We start from the raw sequence: 19,761 nt of genomic DNA, 5'->3' as shown, positions 1-19,761 counted from the left end.
GTTCGAAGGCGCTGGCCGAAATCCTCAGCAATGTCGCGGCTGGCGAAAGCTATGTCTCGCCGACACTGTCGGCCGGCGATCCCTTGCAGGGACTTACCGAGCGGGAGACAGACATTCTGAGCCTGGTGGCGGAAGGCTTGAGCAACAAGGAAGTCGCCGCACGGCTTTCACTGCAGGAGAAGACGGTCAAGCATCACATGACGCGGGTTCTGGCCAAGCTCAATGTCCGCAACCGCACCGAGGCGGCGCTGCTGATGCGGGGCGCGGCTGAGCGGGGGAGCCAACCTTGCGCGTTCAAGGTTAAAGCGCCTCTAAGCCGCCCGCAAATCGATAACCGCCATTTGCCGACCGCTTCGGCCGAGCATCGAGACGGTTCCCATAGATTCGCCGCACGTTGACGGCATAGGACTGCAGTCCTATCTCGTTCGGATGTTCAAACTGCCTGAGATCACCTATCCCCTCGCGATCGACACGATCGGCAAGATGCTCGCCCTTGGGCATGAGGCGACCATCCATTGCCTGAACACCGGTTGTCACCGTGAAAGCCGGCTCAACCTGGTCGCGCTAGCCCATCGCATCGGCCTCGATCATTCCTGCATGGTGAAGGACCTGCAGCCGTCCTTCTATTGCCCGAAATGCCGAGCCGCGGGCCGCGATGGCAAGCGCATCGGCCTCATACATCACACGCTCTCCGCGCCCCATTCGGAGTGGCCGCGCACACGGGAGGAGTGGCGCGAGACCGTCGGGCGAGCGCGCGCATAGGGCAGGGCAAGCAATCACATAATGATGGCGTCGACGGAAAACCCTGTGGAGGTGAGCAACCTGGCAGACCAGTTGATGCAAGCAGCGAACCGCGCCGGCATCCCGTCCGCAGAGATCACTGAGGAAACCAGGAAATGTAGGGGCAGCTTGGCCGGTTGGTTGAGGCGCGGCGCTTTGTCAGCGACAAAAGGTGCCAAGGCTTCCATGACCCGCATCAAGAAGCCTTCACAATCCGGGATGATGCCGTCCGGCTCGATGAAGATATTTTCGGTGTCCTGCTGCTGGGGGTGCTCGATAGTCACCGTAAAGATGTAGCCGGGCATCGCCGCCGACAGAGCGGCCTCCATCCGAGATCTGTAAGTGACGTTTTCGTAGCGCGACTCTCTTGGCGGCACTATCAGGAATTGTCTCGCGTCCGCTCCGGCCGCAAAGGTTTCCGGCGCTCTAGCCATTGCATGCTTCGCCCCCGCGAACATCCCCGCTTAAAAGCTTGCAACTTGGTAAGATGATAGCTGATGCGTTTGCAGTGGGTTTTGTAATGTGCCTTTTGGGGGTCATGTTCCTTGTTTTTGGTAGGCCATTGTGGCCTGAACGATCCGTGCGAATGGTGATTGTCCCGTCACAGGATGACTACCGCTTCCGTTCAGAGAGCAACGAGCGCCCTCCCAAGCAATTTCGATCTGCGCATTGCGCCGCCTAGACCGTTTGCCCCGCGGGGGCGCGAACAACGCGATAAGCCGTAGGGACTAGTTGCCCACAATGTTGGCCTAAGCTACGTTATCGGTGGACGAGAATTCAAACCCCTCGTCAGCCTTTGATGAGATTTGCGCCCGCTGGCTCCGGCCAGCGGGCTTTTTGGTTGGCAACGAAAGCCGGCGCTTGCCTGGGCGTTATCTAAATTCTTATGAAAATACCCGGTCCTCCTTAGCGTGCGAGAAACCACTTGGATGGAAGCGCCGGGAAGGTTGGCAACGGAAAGATTAGCGCCGCGTCATATTGCAGCGATCGGCATGGGTTGGTCATCTTAGCGCCAGCTTCAACATTAGATAGCGGATGGCGGCCCCTGCCGAGCAGCCATCTCGGATACACTCGAAAGAATCCGCCGTGAGCGCTCTATAAGTAGGCGGTTCCGCTCGATGAGTTCCTTAGTTTCCTTGATGGCGAGGAGGCTTTTCCGCTCCGTTTCATCGAAGTGGTTAACCAGCTTTTTGGTGTCGTCGATCTGGTGCATGACAATGGCCGCCTTCAGATCCCGAAGCCTCCGCCCGCATTAGAAACTCGCGAGGCCGGAAACTGTTCCTTTAGAACGCGGTGTCACGCGCCATAAGCGCGCCGGACGCAGGGGCGGAAACGCGCTGGTACTAGCGGATCGGGCGTGCGCAGGCAGTCCTCGACAGCTACGACAACCAGAAAGGCGCGAAGCCCGAAGACGTGCGTCACGCTTTGAAAGGCTGAGCCTTTTTCACTGTTCTTATGAGCGCCATCTTTGGCGCGGCCTACATCCTCATCGAGCTGTAAGCAGGCCGGGCTTCAATGCAATTGCGCAACTAAGCTTTTTGGGCGCTACCCAGCGTAGGTGGGCGCACAGGCCCGGTCCCGTTCCACTGGATGAATTCGGCCCGCTTGCCGGTGATGGTCTTGATTGACTTCAACAGCGGCTCATGGACCTCACGAAGCGCGCGTAATGGTCGCTGTGGTACGCTAGCAGCGGACTGACGATGCTCTTGTGCGCCTCCGCCGCCACCGAGTGAAACAAGCGGGGTCTGTCAAATATACAATCGCCCTTACATGCCCTTAAGGCCTCGGTGCGGACCCAAGCGCCGGGGCCTTTTTAGCGACCTGCCTAGCATTGGTTTCTTCGGATAGCTGTTTCAGGAATAGCTGCGCGTATGTGGCCCATTCGAGGGCGGTAACGCCGTGGTCGTTAGCCGACGCTTTAAATGTCTCGCGCAACGCAGCGAGATCAAAGACCGATATCCGCCCAGTGTCCGCTTGCATCCTCGTTTCCCCACGATTGAATGCTGACAAATCGCTTGCCGGTCTTAAGGTTCCGCTCTGAACAAGATTATGGTTGCCATCCTGCGCACCCGAACATGTCGTCAAAGCGCGTTCCATACCCCTCAGAAGAATCGGAATGGAGTTTTTAGACATTCGTTTATCTATTCGTGATTTCTAATAAACATATGGCATTCAATGCTCTCATCCGGATCTGGGTTGTTTTGGGCCGCCTGAGGCGCGCCACGAACGGTAACGTTGCCGTCACCTTCGCCTTCACTTTGCCGGTCGTGGTCGGCGGCGCCGGCCTCGGTATCGAGACCTCCTTCTGGTACTACAGCAGCCTCAAGCTGCAGGCCGTCGCCGATGCCGCGGCCTATGCCGGTGCACTCGAGAAAGTCGCGGGTTCCGACAAGCCGACCATCATCGCCGCCGCCACGCAGTCCGCGACCTCGAACGATTTTGCCGCGCCGGGCACGATCCAGGTCAACACGCCGCCATTGTCCGGCCCCAACACCGCGAAAAAGGCGGTGGAGGTCATCGTCAAGCAGAACCTCGATCGCTACTTCACGGCGATTTTCAACAAGGGGCCCGTTGCCGAACAGGCAAGGGCGGTGGCGCTGATCACCGATGCCTCCAAGGCCTGCGTACTGGCCCTCAATCCCTCCGCCTCGAAGGCGGCGCTCTTTTCCGGCAACACAAGTGTCAAACTGACTGGCTGTTCGGTCATGGCAGACTCGACTGCCGCAGACGCCATCAAGCTGCAAGGCTCGGCAGCTCTGCAGGCCGATTGCCTGATATCGGTAGGCGGCGTCTCTCTGAGCAACCCCGTTACGAGCGTCTGCGCCGCGCCGATCACCCAGGCGTTGCCCGCCGCCGATCCTTTCGTCAATCTGCCGACGCCGGCGGCCGGCAACCCGTGCAAGACTGTCGGCAGCAAATCGTCGCAAACACTCCAGCCTGGCACCTATTGCAGCGGCATGGATCTAAAGGGCAATGTCACCCTGCAGCCCGGCGTCTATGTCGTGCAGGGCGGTATGAAGGTCAATGCCAACGCGGTCATCGCGGGTAGCGGGGTAACCATCTTCATGGCAGGCAGCAACACCGTCAGCATGAACGGCAACGCCAAGGTGACGTTGAGCGCGCCGACATCCGGAACCTATTCCGGAGTGCTGTTCTACGGCGACAGGACTGGCACTGCGGCGCAGAGCACCTTCAATGGCACCGCGGACTCGCTTTTCACCGGCGCCATCTATTTTCCCAAGCAGCAGGTCAACTACCTTGGCAACTTCTCGGGGAACGGCGGCTGCACTCAGGTCGTCGCCAACACCATCCAATGGTCCGGCAGTACGACCATCAAGCAGGACTGCACCAGCCTCGGGATGAAGGACATTCCGGCGACGCAGTCGGTGCGGCTTGTCGAGTAGCACGATGGGCCGGCATGACGTCCATTTTGCGGAGCAAGTCCGGGTTACCGCCTTGGAATTCGCTTGCCCACGCCTCTCTCCCCAGAGGCAGTGAGTCCAGAGCGGAACATTAGCGCTCTCTAACAGTTACTTCGCCGGGTGTTCCGAAATCACGATTGGCTGAGCGATGGCGGTACTGGCGTTCGATCTCGTCTATTTTTCCGGACTGTCCGTAGACGGCCTGCTAGGCTGCGGCGTTTCGCTGCTAGCGTGTCTGTTGCTTTTTAAAGCTTTGGCTACCGACCCACCCTAACCGCCGGGCTACCGCCCGTTTCGATGACCCTCCAGGGGGGACGACTGGATTCACGAGATTGGCTGATGTAGGCCTGTTGACAACGCGGCCCGCGCCACTCGAAAGGGAGCGCGGGCCTGACCGTCGACAGGTCGACAGCGTCGGGAGACACTGCGATTTTCCAACTTCCTCGCCTCACGCTGGTTCCGGCCGGTGGCCATTTTTTATTCGCGGTTGGAACTTGCGAGCCGGCGGATGGGCAGCCAAATTGCTTAGTTGCGCAATCGCTAATATGCAATATTTTAGGCAAGTGCGGGAGGGGTCCAATCAACCCGCAGTGACCGGTGCGGCCTGCACCCCCAACAAGAGAGCCCCGGGTCGCGCCGGTCATTCCCTCGCCGTGTGAACAATCCAGTCCACCAAATCGCAATCGACCGCAGCTAACCCGGTGTATGTCGTCGCCGGTAGCGTATTCTCGCCACCGGATCTCCGGGATGTTCTCTTCCTTGACCGCTTTTTGGAAGGTGGACCGCAGAATGTCGGCATCGATTGCATTCGGAGTTCGTTTCGCCATGGTTCCTCGCTCACCTAGGGGGCGAAAGCAGCTTTCCCACGCGCGGCAACATTAGCAATTGCAAATGGTTTACGGAGGGGAATCTCACTACCTGATTAATCAGATGGAACTAAAACGCCCTTTCGTCGTTTCGGGGTGCCAGCAGGGGTACAAATGGTTGACGCGTCGGTTCTGGTCGTTGAAGACGAGCCATTGATTCTGCTCGATCTCGAAACAGGACTGGAAGAAGCTGGCTTTCATGTCGTTGGCGTCACCAGTGCTGCTAGAGCCCTTGAAACCTTCGATGCCGATCCTGGATCATTCAAGGCGCTAATTTCGGACATCCGGTTAGGTGACGGCAAGTCCGGATGGGAAGTTGCCCGCCACGTGCGGCAAGCCAACGCGATGATGCCTGTGATCTATATCAGTGGCGACAGCTCGCCTCACTGGGGCTCGGAAGGTGTTCCAGAGAGCGTGATGATCACCAAGCCGTTTGCGATAGCTCAGCTCACTACGGCCCTATCTACCCTCCTCAACCAGCAACATCCGCCGCCGCCGCGCGAACCAGATTGATGGGTCTGTCGACTATATATAATCGCCCGTAATGCCCGCTGCGAGACGGTTGCCAGCAACGGCATGTTCCCGGAAGGCCTATGCCGCCGGGGCGCTGCCTGGTCTCCCGGCGGACGGCTATTTCTCGTGTTGCTTCGCCGCAACAGGGCATTGAAAACGCCTGAAGGCTGGGAAGACAGATATTGCCGTTAGGACGTTGCTCCTATAGCCGCTTGATGCGTAACACGGAGCCTGCCATGAAATCGATTCTGCTCGCGACCGCAACTCTCATTGCTTCTACTGGCTGCGCTTTCGCCGCTGACGTTCTAACCCCGGATCCGTTGGCGTCTACGTACAACTGGACGGGGCTCTACGTCGGGGCTCAAGCCGGTTACGAGTGGGCGAGGACCAGCTACAGTTTCAACGGCCCTTTCGCCCCTTACCCAAGCGGGACTTTTACTCCAAGCGGCTTTGTTGGTGGCCTGTACGTAGGCTACAATCACCAATTCGACTCGCCGCTTGTCGTTGGTGTGGAAGGCGATATCGAATACGCCAATGTCAAAGGCAGTTTTAACAAGCCAATTTTAAGTTTGGCTGCCGGTAGCGCCGATTTGCGCTGGCAAGGCTCCGCGCGCGTTAGGGTCGGATACGCCTTCGATCGCTTCCTGCCCTATGTTACCGGGGGCGTTGCCTTTGGCAATTTCCGCTTTGAGGGCGGCCCGGACCCGGCAACTTTGCAATCTTGGACGAAGACCAAAACCGGTTGGACCATCGGTGCCGGATTGGAGTACGCGTTCGCTGATAAATGGAGCGCGCGACTAGAGTATCGCTACACTGACTTCGGGACCGCAAGCGGAAATGAGGCCCCTGCCTTTCCGGATGTGATCGAACATATGAAAATTCGAGACCACGCAGTTCGCGTTGGTGTGAGCTACAAGTTTTAATCTGCCCACTTGGCCGCTGCCATTGCGACCGTCGAAAAGCTCACCAGCAAGCCAGAATGAACCCCTAGCCCTACCCTTGTTTATGCCGAGCGCACGATTGATCCAGTTCAGTCAGACGCTACCAGGAGATGCGAAGGCCATCTTCGAACTGGTCGACAAAGCCGGGCTAGAGGGGGTGGTATCGAAGCGCCGTGACAGCAAATATCGCAACGGGCCGCTCGACAGCCTGGCTGAAGATCAAGAGCTACATGGTGGAAGAATACGACCTGCTCGGCGTCGAGCGAGAGCCGGGCAAGCCGGCCTTCGCCCTGATGGCCGATCGGGAGACCGGGCAAGATGTCGGCTCGGCCTTCATCAACTCGCGCGGTGCAATCCGAGACCGCCTGTGGAAGCGCGTCCAGGAGCACGCCGGCCCGGCGTCAAAGGGAATTAAGAGGCCGGCGGCGCAATGGGTCAGGCCTGGCCTGATCGGTCGCGTGAAGCACTTGCGCAGGACGCGCATCCTTCCCTCCCATGCGTTCCGCAATCCTGCAGGGGAGATATTCAGCGGAAGCTAATTTAACCGCGCGGTTGGCCCTTCGGTCCTGGCGAGCTTTCTGCCGGGTGTGCGGACAATCTGGCGGATCGCGGATCTTTCAGCCAAAGGGACTTCTTTTTTATTTCGAGTAGCTCGGCTCGAGCGCCGTCGTCAGTGGTCGCTTGGCTACCCTTCGCAGCAATCACGTAGTCGGCTCTATTCGTTCGGTAGTCTCCCTTTTGCACCGCCATCGTTTCCTCCCCAGTCCGCGCGGCGTTTCCCTCCTTTGGCACGGAAGATCTACTAACTGCCGGTGCGCCGCGCGAGTCTAGCAATTGGGGATTGTATTAAAATGATACAGATCGCAGGAGCAATCGCGATTGGATGCCGACCTTCGAGAGAGGGCTTAGGGGACTTCAGTCTTAGTTGAGCTATCGCTAATGCGCCTGTAGCTTGGCAGTGCGGGAAACCCGAATACCAAAGTCCATGGTAGCATCGAGCCTGTTCGCCGCATCGTCGGAAGGCTGTCCTAAGTGCTCTCAACTGTATTGCGGGAAAAGCTGGTTTGCGATTGCGGTCGCACCGGGTATTTGAAACTACGAGAAGACAATCAGCCCCTCGGCGGCGCATGGGAATCTTACAGTTTGGAGGGTTTCAATGGCGGCAGCCTGACGATCACTAGTTCGGGAAATATTCCAGGGGACAAGTTGGCCTATCTCCATCCTTTGTGTCCGCAATGCAGTCAGTGGGGCAGGGTGAAGTATGCCAATCGTGCCTGAACAGGCGACGGCGCAGGACGGCGTTAAGGCGAAGATGAGGAGATCACGCGAAACCGAAGGGGCGCTAGTGCAACGAGACTGCCTTACGACCCGTATCCGACCGCGCATTGCCGCCCTGCCGCCCGATCGGCAAGTGCTTTCTTGGTTTTTAACAAACTGCTATCGGCTCGGCGCCGCTTGCAAGGACTGTTGATTTCGTTCCGAAAAAATGCTGCTATCTGGACAAGTGACGGTACTTTTTTCGGGCGGCAACGTTACGCTAGAGGGCGACCATGCTTAACAAATGCTTAACAAATTCGCCCGATTGGTCCCGATAGTTGGTGAAACCTCAAAATATTTTTTACGGCGATTTTCCCTTTAAAATCAAAAGCGTAACTTTTTGACGGATCATGCGTCGGCTTCCGATGCTGCAAGCAAGAAAAAACCCAGCTAGATCAATGGCCTAGCTGGGTTGAAAACAATTGAGTGGGAGTGATTCAGGCCTACCCAAACGCCGCCGAAAATACACCGATCTACGACGTAACTCACTGAAAACAAAAATAAATCCTTTTAGGGACAATCGGCGACCGGCTCGACCACAAGCCCGTTCTCGGTGAAGAGCAGGCTGCCCACGTTTCAACTACCAACTCGTGATCGATGCGCCAGCCTGGCAGCGCTATTCCGGCAGCCCCGCCTTTCGCAAACCTTCTGCAAGCAGAGCCATATCGGCCGCACGGCTAGTTGAAAAGACGTCGGCGAGATTGGAAATTCGTTGGCCGGGATCGAGGGCGAGCATTCGGCTCACCACCTTTTGCGCATCCTCGGTTCGGCCGGCGTGAGCATAGCTTGCAGCCGCATAGCGCAACGACCCCAAAAAGTCCGGCTTTTCCCGCAACGACCTTTCAGCCCAAGATGATGCCTCCTCAAATCGACCCGCGAAGAGATGAGCCACTGCAACCGCATTCTGCATGTCGAACATGAGCGGGTCGACTGGGCTCATGCGTATCGCAGTCGCCAGGTGCTGGAGTGAGGTTTCCGTATCGCCGATGTCGGCTCTGACCCAGCCGCTTAATAGCCACGCAGTAGCCAGGTTCGGATTGAGCGCGAGCGCGCGATCAATGAACGCTACCCCGCTATTGTTGTCGCCAACGACGAAGGCGAGCGCGCTCCCGCCACGTGAGAGAGCAACCGCGTCATCCCTGCCCAAATCCACTGCCTTCAGGGCCAGGCGTTCCGTTTCGGCGGTTTCTTGCTTGCGATCCCTCATCCAACCGTTCGCCTTGCGAATGACGGCACACCAGGCGGCCATGCCGTATGCCGAGGCGAATTCAGGGTCGAGTTCGATGGCTTTGTAAAACAACTGCAGGGCGTTTGCGGTGGATTCCCTGGTCAACTGGTGGAGGCTTGCTATCCCGCGCAGATAGTAGTCGTAAGCGTCAAGGTGCTCGGTCGGCTTGCGCTTGGCCCGCTCGATCTCTGCTTGTTCCAGCTTCGGAGCGATCGCTCCGACGACGCTCCGAGTCACTTCTTCCTGCAGGTCAAAAACGTCCTCCAGCCCGCCGTCGAAACGGTCGGCCCATAGATGTGCACCCGTTGCCGCATCGGTAAGCTGCCCGGTGATGCGCACCCTGCTCGCAGCCTTGCGCACGCTCCCTTCAAGCACGTAGCGCACACCAAGCTCGCGTCCGACCTGCTTAATGTCCACTGCCCGGCCCTTGTAGGTGAAGCTCGAGTTGCGCGCGATGACGAACAGCCAGCGCGTCCGGGACAGCGCGGTGATGATCTCCTCCACCATGCCATCAGCGAAGTAGCCCTGCTCGGGATCGCCACTTAAGTTGTCAAATGGCAAGACCGCGATCGACGGTTTTTCGGGAAGCGTCAGCGCATCCCTTGTCGAGAACACCGAAGTGGGTTTCGCTCGACTGACCCGATAGGCGCGCACCGCCTCCACGATGTTGTGGACCTGATGGCTACCGAGGTCGGTGTAGGCATAGTCTAGTTTGCCTTTCACCTGCTCGTAGACGTTGCTAGCAACGCAGACGCCGCCAGGTTCTGCAAGCTTCTCGAGCCGCGCGGCGATATTCACGCCATCACCGTAGATCGTATCGTCCTCTGCAATCACGTCGCCCAAATTCACGCCCATGCGGAAAGTCATGCGCTTGTCTTCGGGCAAACTTGCATTGTGAGCGGCCAATCCCTCCTGGGCTTCGACCGCACACTGCACCGCGTGGACCGCGCTGGCGAATTCGACGAGAAGGCTGTCGCCAGCGGAACCGACGATGCGTCCGTGCGACTCTGTGATCTTGGGCTCGATCACTTCGGCGCGAAGCCGCTTCAGCTGTGCAAGCGTGCCAACCTCGTCGGCTCCCATGAGGCGGCTGTAGCCGACGACGTCGGCAGCCAGGATTGCGATGAGGCGTCGCTCCATGCTTGTGTCCTGCCTCTTCCATAGGTCGAAGCTCCGGGCGGCTAGCGTATTCCAGTCCTACCTCGAATGCGAGCGTGCAGTGCCGGCGCCAGCAGCGATCAACTCACCACGCCCCTTTGGCCATTCCTCACATGGCGTGGTTTATGGTCCGATCGCGGGTGCTGCCGAAGGGCTACTTTGGGGTCAGTTCACGACATCAGACATTGGAGGTTGAACGTCCGCTATCGTTCTTTCCTGCACAAAAGCGGACCTACTGATTCCGGCCCCATTCCAGCCCTTCGTGATAGCGGCTACGGAGGCAACCGGTCGGTCTGTGTCGCGTGGGTCCGTCGCCGCAGATTGACCGCCTGTGGCTGGAGGCTGAATCAGACCATGCCGGGTCATGGAGCGGTCTCCCGGATCGGCCGATGCGTTCGGAGGTCCGCACGGCGGAATGACCGACGTTGGTGAAAAGGGGTCATAGACCGTCTGCGCGGGCACTGCTGCGAACAAGCGGGATGGGTCGGACGCTCGTCAGCGGTGCTGCGGCAGGAGAGCCGGGATCGCGCGAGCCATAGTCTCAAGAGGCGTGATCTGTGGTATAGAAGCCGGTGAGGGCACGCCGGAAGCGCCGGCCCTACCTGCCTCTGGCGTGCGGCTTGCGTGTTGTGAATCTACACTGAGGCTCAACATGGAGCGGAAGCTCGCTGCCATCCTTGCCATCGATGTCGTCGGGTACTCGGCGCTCATGGAGGCGGATGAGGCTGGCACCTTCGACCGGCTGAAACGTGGCCGCAAAGAGCTGTTCGAGCCGGAGATCGCGACGCGACATGGGCGGATCTTCAAGCTAATGGGAGACGGCCTGCTGGCGGAGTTCGGCAGCGTCGTAGATGCGGTCGAATGCGCGGTCACGCTTCAGCGCGGCATGGCAGAGCGCAACGCGAGCGTCGCCGAAGACCAGCGCTTCGAAGTCCGGATTGGAATCAACCTTGGAGAAGTGATCGTCGAAGACGACGATCGCTATGGCGAGGGCGTGAACGTGGCGTCGCGCCTCCAACAACTCGCAGAGCCCGGTGGCATCTGCGTTTCAGAGAAGGTGTCCAAGGAGGTCAGGCAGAAGTTGGCGTTTGCGTTCGAGCCAATGGGCGAGCAGCGGGTGAAGAATATAGCCGAGCCGATATACTGCTATCGCGTGAACCTGCAGCTTCGGAGGGCCGCTCCGGTCGGCCGACTGGCATCGCTGGAATTGCCCGACAAGCCCTCGATCGCGGTTTTGCCTTTCACCAACATGAGCAACGATCCGGAGCAGGATAGCTTTGTCGACGGCTTGACCGAAGACCTGATCACCGACCTATCTCGCTCCGCCGGCCTGTTCGTCATCGCGCGCAACTCCACCTTTGTTTACAAGGGGCGGCCGGTCGATGTGCGTTTGACCGCGCGCGATCTTGGCGTGCGCTATGTGGTTGAAGGCAGCGCCCGGCGCGCTGCAGGGCGCGTGCGCGTCAATGCACAGCTGATCGACGCGATCGGCGGCGATCATATCTGGGCCGAGCGCTACGACCGCAGCCTCGAGGATATCTTTGCAGTGCAGGACGAGGTCACGGCCAAGATCGTCGAAGCCCTGGTCGGCCGATTGGCTGGACAGCCGGCGCGCAAGCGACCGACGAGTCTCGAAGCCTATGACCTCTGCGTGCAGGCCCGCGGCGTCAGTTTTCAGACCGGGTTAGGCGCGCGGGAAGCGCGCATCCTCCTGGAAAAGGCGATCGGACTCGATCCCGATTATGCCGAAGCACATTGCTGGCTGGCACTCAATCTGTGGCTCGGCTGGCTGTTCTGGAACGAGCCGAAGGAAACCTGCCGGCCTCGCTCGATCGCGGAAGCGCAGCGGGCCGTGGCCCTCGACCCTAACGATGCCGGGAACCGGTGGGCTCTGGGCATCATACTTGGTCACGAACGGCGTTTCGCGGAATCGGATGCCGAGTTCGAGGCGACCTTCAAGCTCGATCCCAATCATGCCGATGCCTGGGCGATCCGCTCGGATCTCATCACCTTGAGGGGCGACCCAGTCAAGGGCGTCGAATTCGTGAAGCGGGCGTTGCGGCTCAATCCGCACCCGCCGGGGTGGTACCATTGGATGGCAGGCCAGGCCTATTATGCGCTGGGCGACTATCAATCGGCGGTCGAGGCTTTGCGCATGCCGGAAACCTACCGCAGCACGTCGCGGCGCATGCTAGCCGCAGCCCTTGCGCAGCTCGGACGCCTGGAAGAAGCCCGTCAGGAGGCGGAACTCTTCATGATGAGCAATCCCCATTTCACCATCACGCACTGGGCAACATCGCAGCCATTAGGCGACGAGGAATTACGCCAGCGCTTCGTCGAAGGCTACCGCAAGGCTGGCCTTCCTGACTAAAAAGCGCATCGCTTTGTATCGCCAGCTTGCTCTGGTCACGACTTGGACTCGTCTTCTGGCCACGAGGGCGATGCCCGTGGGTTCCATTGATCAATGTCCGTTGATGGCGCGCGCGTACGACGTTGGTGATGGATCCTGCAATGTCGTCTGTGGATGGCTCCCGTATTGCAAGTGGTCCATCATCTGCCGGGTGGATGCTTCCGCGTCGGCGAGATAGACCCCGAGTGACTTCCTCAAACCGTGCAGCGAAGGGCGTTACCACGGACGGCGCGCCGCTCGCCCATCTTGTCCCCGATTGATCGCTCGCGGCAACGATATTTAAGAACGACAGCAGGGATTCTTGCATCAGGTCAACCCGAGCCGGACGAGATGGCGAACGACCGGCGAAAACACCTGCTGGCCGATATAGGACCCGGTGTTCGCATTTTCGAAGAGCGCCTCGGCGGCCGCATCCTCGACGATGGGAATACCTGCTTGGCGCGCTTGAGCCCTTATCTCATCGGCAGCGCGGCCCTGACCCTTGGCGACAACCGTCGGCACCGGCGTTTCGCCTTTGACGTAACGCAAAGCCACCGCGCGGTCACCGGACACGAAGACGATGACCGCATTCCTCACGCCCAGCTTCGCAGGTTGCATCACCGCTTCACGCCGCTGTCGCTGCTGTTCATGGCGGATCAATGGATCTCCTTCGAGATCCTTGTGTTCGCGCTTGTATTCGGTTGTCGTCATGCGCATGTCGCGAAGGAACAGCCAACGCTGAATGGGAACATCGATCAAGCCGATAACGACAAAGGCCAGGGCCGCGGCAGCACCAAGGGGTGTCAGCACCGCCTTGATAATCGGCTCCAGGCATGACGGACCGCAGCCTGGCGCATCGAAGAGCGGCTGCAGCCACGCGGCCAGGATGAATACGAACAGGCTTGCCAGCAACACCACCTTGATCAGGCCCTTGGTGAACTCGATGACATTGCGCAGCGACAGGATTTTCTGAAGTCCCTTCGCCGGGTTTATGTGATCGAACTGCGGCTTGAGCTGTTCAAACGAGAAGACTGGCCCGAACGTGCCCAGCATGCCGAAGGCCACGGTGAAAACGACAACGATGCCGACCAGCGGCAATGTGGCAAGCATCAGCAACGAGAACGAATGGCGGATGGCCCGCAAGCTGACCTCCCCGAACGAGTCGCCAGGCAAGGTCACGGTCTGCACGAGTTCCGAAAAGCGCCTGAAGAGCATCGGCCAGGAAAAATAGAGATACGCGAGCGCTGCGAGGAATGTGAAGCCGGAGACCAGGTCGCGGCTCTGCGAAACCTGGCCTTTGCGGCGGGCGTCGCGAAGCTTCTTGTCGGACGCCGGTAATCTCTTTTCCTCAGCTTCTTCGGCCATGTTGCAATCTTACCGCACTGTCAGGTGGGGCGGGCTTGAATACGGAGAGGTGGATATGCGGCAGCATGTCGTATTCTTGCCAGTCGTTATCTATGCTCGGCGATACGATCTGGAGGTCCGCGATGGTGGTGTCCGCAATCAGGACGGATTCGACCGGATCATTGAACCGCAACAAACGTCCTTGCCCGACCGGCAGGTCGAGCGTTGGCTTGCTCGGCAATGGCGATGCGTTCTGTGCTGTCGCATCGACCAGTGGAAGCAGAAACGCCAGCAGGAAGCCAACCGTAGCGATAGCCAGCCAGCGCGTCCACCCGGCGAAAGCGGCGGACCGAACGCCTGCTGCGGTATCGTGGATTGTCATGCCGTTCCCCTCCTGAGCATGTGGGTTCCCCAACTGTCACCATCCGTCCGGTTGGCATCATGAGGCTGCCTCTTGCCCGGCTTTCGCCTGGGCCGATGGCAGCGACTGGGAGACGTTGCGAGCGCCAGCCCTGCCGGAGCGCCCGGCGATCGTGGCCAACGGCTGGACATTGAATTCCTGCGCCAGTTCCTGGAAGGACAGAACCGGAAGCTCGATGGCATTGTGCATGAGCAGGCTGCGCATATGACGCCGTACATCTATCGCGGCGAGGACCACCGGCGATACATCTGTCGAGTTCTGCGACAGGGCTCGCTCGATCTCGGTCACCAGGGCCTGCGCGTCATCGTCGGAAAGATTCAGGAATGTGCCGGTCGAAGTGCTTTGCACCGCGTTTCGCAGGATATCCTCGGCCGACCGCTGCAGGACATAGGCTGCGATGATGTTGTTGCGACCGGCGGAGCGGAAGCTGATCTGGCGTTTCAGGGATGTGCGGACATATTCCGTCAGCAGGACGACGTCCTGTTCGCGTTGGCCCCATTCGATCAATGCTTCGAGGATCAGCCGCAGATTGCGGATCGGCACGTTTTCGCCGACAAGCCGGCGGAGCACTTCAGCGATCTTCTGCAGCGACACGATCTCCTGTGCCTGTCTGACGAGATCCGCATAATCCGGCTCCATGTCCGACAGGAGCCGGCGTGTCTCCTGGATTCCGACGAAATGGCCGGCATAAAGCCGCAGTGCATTTTCGGTCCATTTGGCCGCTGTTTCCGCGGCAGTGCAGAAGGCGAAGCCGGCTCCTTTCAGCGTCGGGACGTGGCTGTCATCGACCCACACGAATTTGCGCTGGCCTGCAATCGAAGCACCTTTCTCATAAGTTACCTCGAGCAGATCGAGATGCGTTGCGTCCGCTTCGACAAGAACACGGTCGGCGGGAATTTCCGCATCCAGGATGGGCGCACCCTCCAGATCGACGCGGAGGCTTCGTGGTGAAAGCATCTCATCGACCTGTATGCCGATCGCCGGAACGTCGACACCGAGATCGCCGAAGAGTTCGCGCCGAACGCCGTCGGCGAGCGTGGTAAATTCGGGTTCCGGAATCGACTGTCCGAGTTCGGTTCCGAAGCGTACGACGACGCGGTAGGAAGAAGGCAGCGTTCCGGTGGCAATGGCCGAAAGCGACGCGGAATTCCCTGGTTTTTCGTGCCCGGCGATCTGGCCGGTGGCTTGAGGCTCGGATTCCTGGGCGGTACGGCGATTGATTGCATAGGCGCCCGCTCCGAAAGAGGCGCCAAGGATCAGGAACACGATGAAAGGGAAGCCTGGCACCAGGGCAAGGCCGACCATGATCACCGCGGCGAGTGCGAGCGCGCGGGAGTCCCGCAGGAGCTGGCTGGTTATTTGCCGGCCAAGATCGCCGGTGCCGTCCGCGCTGCCGACGCGCGTCACCATCGTGCCGGCGGCCACGGCGACGAGCAGTGCCGGTATCTGCGCGACCAGCCCATCGCCCACGGTGAGCAGCGAGTAGGTCGCGGCCGCGTCCCCCAGCGACATGCCGTGCTGCAGCGTTCCGACCGCGAAACCACCGACAAGGTTGACCAGGATGATCACGATTCCGGCGATGACGTCGCCCTTGACGAACTTCATGGCGCCATCCATCGCGCCGAACAGCTGGCTCTCGCGCTCCAGCTGCTGGCGCAGGCGGCGTGCCTCCGCCTGATCGATGTCGCCGTTTCGCAACTCGGCATCGATGCTCATCTGCTTGCCCGGCAACGCATCGAGCGTGAAGCGCGCGGCCACCTCGGCGACGCGTTCGGCGCCCCGCGCCACCACGATGAACTGTGCGACGGTGATGATCAGGAAGATGACGAGGCCCACCGCAATGCTGCCGCCGACGACGAAGGCTCCGAAGGCGGTAATGATGTCGCCAGCGTCGGCCTGGAGCAGGATCAGTCGCGTGGTGGTGATCGTGATCGCCAGCCGGAACAAGGTGGCGATGAGGATGACCGACGGCAGCGATGAGAACTGCAGCGGATGGGAAACATAAAACGAGGCCAGCAGGATAAGCACGCTGATGGCGATATTCGCGGTGATGAGAATGTCGACGAGAAACGTCGGCAATGGAATGAGCATCATCACCACTGCGACGAGCATCAGGACGGCAATGACCAGGTCGCTGCGGCGTGAAAGCCTGGCGAGGAATTGGAGAAGTCGCTCCGACATGGTCATTCAAACACCTCGTTGCGACAGGAAGCTCAGCAAGGCACTGCGCGCCTCGGTCTTGCGCCCGGCCACGAGCAAGGCGCGGCTCTTCAGCAATGCAAGCGCCGGGTGGCCCATTCCTTCCAAGGTCTCCAGCCTGGCGATGGTGGCAAGCGCCTTTTCGGCCTCGCCATCAAGTATGAGCAGGTGCGCCAATGTCCGGAGGACACCGGCATTTCCCGGCGCGAGCTGTGCAGCGATAAGCATGTACGCCGCGCCCCGTTTTGCCTGCCCGTGACATCCGTAGAGATAGCCCAGGACATGCAGCAGGTGCACGGTGTCATGCGGGTCGGTCAGATTTCGATTCCTTCCTGCATGCGACCAAGCAGATCGCGATGACGCTCGATCTCATCCTCCATCAGCGTTCTGGCGAGCGTCTTGAGCTGCTCGCCGCCCTCAAGGTCGGGGACCAGGTGCGTTACAAAATGCTGGAGAATGGGTACGGAGCGACGCAGGATGGCTGGCTCGGGAATGCTGGGCATGACGAAGTTGATGAGTATCTCGTCAAGCGATTGCTCGGCCGGGCCTAGAGAGGACTGGAATTCCGCGGCTTCCGGCTTTTCCGCACCAGCCGCCGACTTCGTGCCCTGAGCACGGTTTGCGGCTTTGTCGACGCCATTCATCCGCCGCCGGTTGATTGCCTGGCCGCGCACACCTTCCGCCTGCCGTACCTCGCGGCCGGCACTATCCACCCTTGCCGTGTCGAACCGCGGCCCTTCAAGCCGGCGGTTCACGGATATTTCAGCGCGACCGTGGCGCCGCCCTTGGTCAGGAGGAGTTCCGTCTCGCCGATGTGCTTTATGGTCCAGCCGTCATTCGTGAATGCACCTTCGTGGTAGCGTGCGCCGTCGGCTGCGATGACGTATGGCCGCTCGCCATACCAGATTGCCTGCAGCGTCAGGCGCGGAACCTGCTCCGCGTTGCCGATCATGACGTTGGAGACGAGGGTAATATGGGCGCCGAACGCCTCATCGAACCAGGATTGTGTTTCCGTCCAGACGCCGCTCTTTTCATTAGGGATCATTCCCGAGACCACGAGGCGTCCGGGTGATTGCTGAACCGTCAATGTGCTCATGCCGGATTGCTCGAGACGCAGCTTGAGCTGGCTTTCCGCCTCGGCGGCGCCCTGTATCCGTGCCGGTGATGAATCGTCCAGCACTTCTTGCCCCGCCTCACCGGCAAAGGCCATTCTGATCGGTTTGACGTCCGGAGAAGATACCTGCTCGCCTATGTCGGGCTGAGCGAAAGAGAACCCGTTCGCGGCAACGGAAACAGCGAATACCGCGATGAGAACGCTGCCCGCAACCAGGAGAGGGCGATTGGTAACGGACCACCTGTTCGGTGGGCGTTCCGGACTGACCAGCCGAATACGGGCGTCACCGACACTTATGGTCAGCGGCAGCCTGCAGCGGCTGCCATGTCCCTCACGGATGGTCTCGCCGGTGGCCAGTGTGACATCACCGCCGACGGCTTCGACTTCAAACTGGCTACCGCTCCGCCGCAGCCTCGCGTGGATCGGTGCGATGCCGCCATCCCTGAGGACGATGTCCGACTCCGTGCTGGAGCCGATCGTATATAGCGGCTCGACCAGGCTGAGTTCGGCGCCGGCGTGAAATCCCTGGGTTACGCTGAGCGCAATGGAATGTCCGGTCGCCGGGGAGGGGGCAATAATTGACAGGAGGCGCGCTGGCGCCGCATCCAGATATCTGCCGATAGGACTATCGGTCATGCCACTTCATCTCCCGCCGATGACGATCTCAAATACAGCGACGACGGCGTTCAAAGATTCTGCCGCGCAAGTACGCCGCCGGTTGCTGCGGCGGCGTATGGGTGCGAGAATCCTTACCTCAGGCCTTCTCAGCCGACTGACCGAGGGTCTTCGCAGTGCTCATCAGCATGTCATGTTGGGATTTCGCGATCTCTTTCGTGATCTCCAGGCCAAACATGCGCTCCTGGTGCTTGATCATCTTGTCCAGGTTCTGTTCCGGCGACCCTGCAGTGCCGGACGTAATGGGAGGGGTAGGTGCCATCATTGTCTCCTTGAGGGACTATTCAAGTTGCAAACTGCGGACTCGCAACGCTGCGATCCGGCACGTTGCGAAGGAAGCTTAAGACAGCATGATCGAAAATGAAAGTCCATTTGGAATATTTGAGCCATAAAGGTTCCAACTGTTGCGTCGCGGGCGCTCAAGGAGTAATCTCCGCGCCGGGTGAATGGGGTATGTCAGAATGGAAAAAGGTCCTTTGGCCGAGTTGTTGGTCGAACGGTTCGAGAATATGCCGCCGCAGCTACGGGTGGCCGCGCGTTTCGTGCTGGATCATCCCAAGGATGTCGCGCTGATGTCGATGCGCGAGCAGGCGCACCAGGCCGGCGTTTCGCACAGCACGATGATGCGGCTGGCGCGATGGCTTGGCCTTGAAGGCTACGAGGATATGCGCAGCCTTTATGCGCGCGCGTTGCGTGAGACGGTCGCTGGTGAGCCGGCGCGCCAGGATATCAGGCAGCATGGCGCCCCTGGATACTCTACCGTCGGCGTCGTTGCCGACACGCTCGCGGCCCAGATTTCAAGTCTTGGCGAATACGGCAATGCCATGCAGTTCATCGCCGCCGCCGACCTGCTTGCAAGATCACGCGATCTTTTCGGTCTCGGTTCACGCTCCGCCTCTCCGGTCGCGAGCCACTTCGTTCACGTCATGTCGTTTCTGGCTGGCGGTGACCGCAAGGTAACGCTTGTCGGCGAGATGGCCGGACAGGGCCTGGACGCTCTCCAGCACGCGGGACGTGGCGATGTGCTGCTGGCTGTGGGCATGTCGCCTTATGAACGCACGACCATCGACGTGGCGCGCCAGGCGGCTCGGCAGGGTGTTGGCGTGGTGGCAATCACCGACAGCAGCGTGTCTCCGCTGACGCGGATCGCGCGGGAGACAATCATCGTCACGTCGAATTCGCAGTCGTTCTTCCGAAGCATGGCGCCGGCGTTCGCCGCCGTCGAACTTCTGGCGGCACTGACGGCAGTGCGGTCCGAAAAGGATGTCGCAGAACGAGTAAAACAGTCGGAAGAGCAGCTTGCCGCTTTCGGCATTTATTGGAAGCCCCCTCGATAACATCCGAAAGGGTGCGATCGGGTGGGCGTGCCGGCGGCCAAGCTGCCGGCAACAGTG

Annotated in this window: 18 protein-coding genes; 8 read left to right on the top strand and 10 right to left on the bottom strand. The window is 59.9% G+C overall.

Annotated elements, in window-relative coordinates:
- Together ACWTU9_RS30140 and ACWTU9_RS30135 are read left to right on the top strand one after the other, a co-directional pair.
- Positions 1–398 (top strand): response regulator transcription factor (locus ACWTU9_RS30140; protein WP_455861500.1); only part of this gene is annotated, 398 nt, incomplete at its 5' end.
- Between the two features lie 31 nt (positions 399–429).
- Complete coding sequence (locus ACWTU9_RS30135; RefSeq protein WP_455861499.1) at positions 430–762, top strand: hypothetical protein; 333 nt, start codon at positions 430–432, stop codon at positions 760–762.
- 14 nt (positions 763–776) lie between these two features.
- Here the strand turns inward: ACWTU9_RS30135 and ACWTU9_RS30130 are convergent, their stop codons facing one another.
- Both ACWTU9_RS30130 and ACWTU9_RS30125 read right to left on the bottom strand, forming a co-directional pair.
- On the bottom strand, positions 777–1,214 hold the full coding sequence (locus tag ACWTU9_RS30130; RefSeq protein WP_455861498.1) for a hypothetical protein: 438 nt from the start codon (positions 1,212–1,214) through the stop codon (positions 777–779).
- Between the two features lie 590 nt (positions 1,215–1,804).
- Entirely contained in the window at positions 1,805–1,993 is a 189-nt protein-coding gene (locus ACWTU9_RS30125) for a hypothetical protein (RefSeq protein WP_455861497.1), read from the bottom strand.
- Positions 1,994–2,945: 952 nt separating this feature from the next.
- On the opposite strand from ACWTU9_RS30125, the gene ACWTU9_RS30120 reads away from it, so the two are divergent.
- From ACWTU9_RS30120 to ACWTU9_RS30105, 4 genes are all read left to right on the top strand, one after another.
- Positions 2,946–4,184 (top strand): pilus assembly protein TadG-related protein, encoded by a 1,239-nt coding sequence (locus tag ACWTU9_RS30120; RefSeq protein ID WP_455861496.1) that lies wholly within the window; start codon positions 2,946–2,948, stop codon positions 4,182–4,184.
- A gap of 998 nt (positions 4,185–5,182) precedes the next feature.
- Positions 5,183–5,581, top strand: a complete 399-nt coding sequence (locus tag ACWTU9_RS30115; RefSeq protein WP_455861495.1) for a response regulator — start codon at positions 5,183–5,185, stop codon at positions 5,579–5,581.
- Between the two features lie 236 nt (positions 5,582–5,817).
- Positions 5,818–6,504, top strand: a complete 687-nt coding sequence (locus ACWTU9_RS30110) for an outer membrane protein (protein WP_455861494.1) — start codon at positions 5,818–5,820, stop codon at positions 6,502–6,504.
- Positions 6,505–6,695: 191 nt separating this feature from the next.
- Positions 6,696–7,061, top strand: a complete 366-nt coding sequence (locus tag ACWTU9_RS30105) for a hypothetical protein (protein ID WP_455861493.1) — start codon at positions 6,696–6,698, stop codon at positions 7,059–7,061.
- Between the two features lie 1,394 nt (positions 7,062–8,455).
- Here the strand turns inward: ACWTU9_RS30105 and ACWTU9_RS30100 are convergent.
- Positions 8,456–10,207 carry an adenylate/guanylate cyclase domain-containing protein gene (locus tag ACWTU9_RS30100; RefSeq protein ID WP_455861492.1) on the bottom strand — a complete coding sequence of 584 codons (1,752 nt, stop codon included), beginning with the start codon at positions 10,205–10,207 and terminating at the stop codon, positions 8,456–8,458.
- Positions 10,208–10,877: 670 nt separating this feature from the next.
- Here ACWTU9_RS30100 and ACWTU9_RS30095 point away from each other — a divergent pair.
- The gene (locus tag ACWTU9_RS30095; protein WP_455861491.1) at positions 10,878–12,596 is read left to right on the top strand and encodes an adenylate/guanylate cyclase domain-containing protein; all 1,719 of its coding nucleotides are present in this window, start codon (positions 10,878–10,880) and stop codon (positions 12,594–12,596) included.
- A 345-nt stretch (positions 12,597–12,941) separates the two neighbouring features.
- Here ACWTU9_RS30095 and ACWTU9_RS30090 read toward each other — a convergent pair whose 3' ends face one another.
- The 7 genes from ACWTU9_RS30090 to ACWTU9_RS30060 form a co-directional block, all read right to left on the bottom strand.
- Positions 12,942–13,979, bottom strand: a complete 1,038-nt coding sequence (locus ACWTU9_RS30090; RefSeq protein WP_455861490.1) for an EscU/YscU/HrcU family type III secretion system export apparatus switch protein — start codon at positions 13,977–13,979, stop codon at positions 12,942–12,944.
- Positions 13,963–14,340 carry a pilus assembly protein N-terminal domain-containing protein gene (locus ACWTU9_RS30085; RefSeq protein WP_455861489.1) on the bottom strand — a complete coding sequence of 126 codons (378 nt, stop codon included), beginning with the start codon at positions 14,338–14,340 and terminating at the stop codon, positions 13,963–13,965. The genes ACWTU9_RS30090 and ACWTU9_RS30085 overlap by 17 nt, the downstream gene beginning before the upstream one ends.
- Positions 14,341–14,397: 57 nt before the next feature.
- On the bottom strand, positions 14,398–16,566 hold the full coding sequence (gene sctV / locus ACWTU9_RS30080; RefSeq protein ID WP_455861488.1) for a type III secretion system export apparatus subunit SctV: 2,169 nt from the start codon (positions 16,564–16,566) through the stop codon (positions 14,398–14,400).
- Positions 16,567–16,875, bottom strand: a complete 309-nt coding sequence (locus tag ACWTU9_RS30075; RefSeq protein ID WP_455861487.1) for a hypothetical protein — start codon at positions 16,873–16,875, stop codon at positions 16,567–16,569.
- 17 nt (positions 16,876–16,892) lie between these two features.
- Complete coding sequence (locus tag ACWTU9_RS30070) at positions 16,893–17,333, bottom strand: hypothetical protein (RefSeq protein WP_455861486.1); 441 nt, start codon at positions 17,331–17,333, stop codon at positions 16,893–16,895.
- Positions 17,330–18,328, bottom strand: coding sequence for a SctD/MshK family protein (locus tag ACWTU9_RS30065; protein WP_455861485.1), 999 nt, complete (start codon positions 18,326–18,328; stop codon positions 17,330–17,332). The genes ACWTU9_RS30070 and ACWTU9_RS30065 overlap by 4 nt, the downstream gene beginning before the upstream one ends.
- Before the next feature lie 118 nt (positions 18,329–18,446).
- Positions 18,447–18,632 carry a hypothetical protein gene (locus ACWTU9_RS30060; protein WP_455861484.1) on the bottom strand — a complete coding sequence of 62 codons (186 nt, stop codon included), beginning with the start codon at positions 18,630–18,632 and terminating at the stop codon, positions 18,447–18,449.
- 211 nt (positions 18,633–18,843) lie between these two features.
- On the opposite strand from ACWTU9_RS30060, the gene ACWTU9_RS30055 reads away from it, so the two are divergent.
- Positions 18,844–19,704 (top strand): MurR/RpiR family transcriptional regulator, encoded by an 861-nt coding sequence (locus ACWTU9_RS30055; RefSeq protein ID WP_455861483.1) that lies wholly within the window; start codon positions 18,844–18,846, stop codon positions 19,702–19,704.
- Positions 19,705–19,761 lie beyond the last annotated feature (57 nt).

Source organism: Mesorhizobium sp. 128a (genome assembly GCF_053848025.1).
Note: the sequence above shows the minus strand (reverse complement) of the source record. Positions and strands in the feature narration are given on the sequence as shown.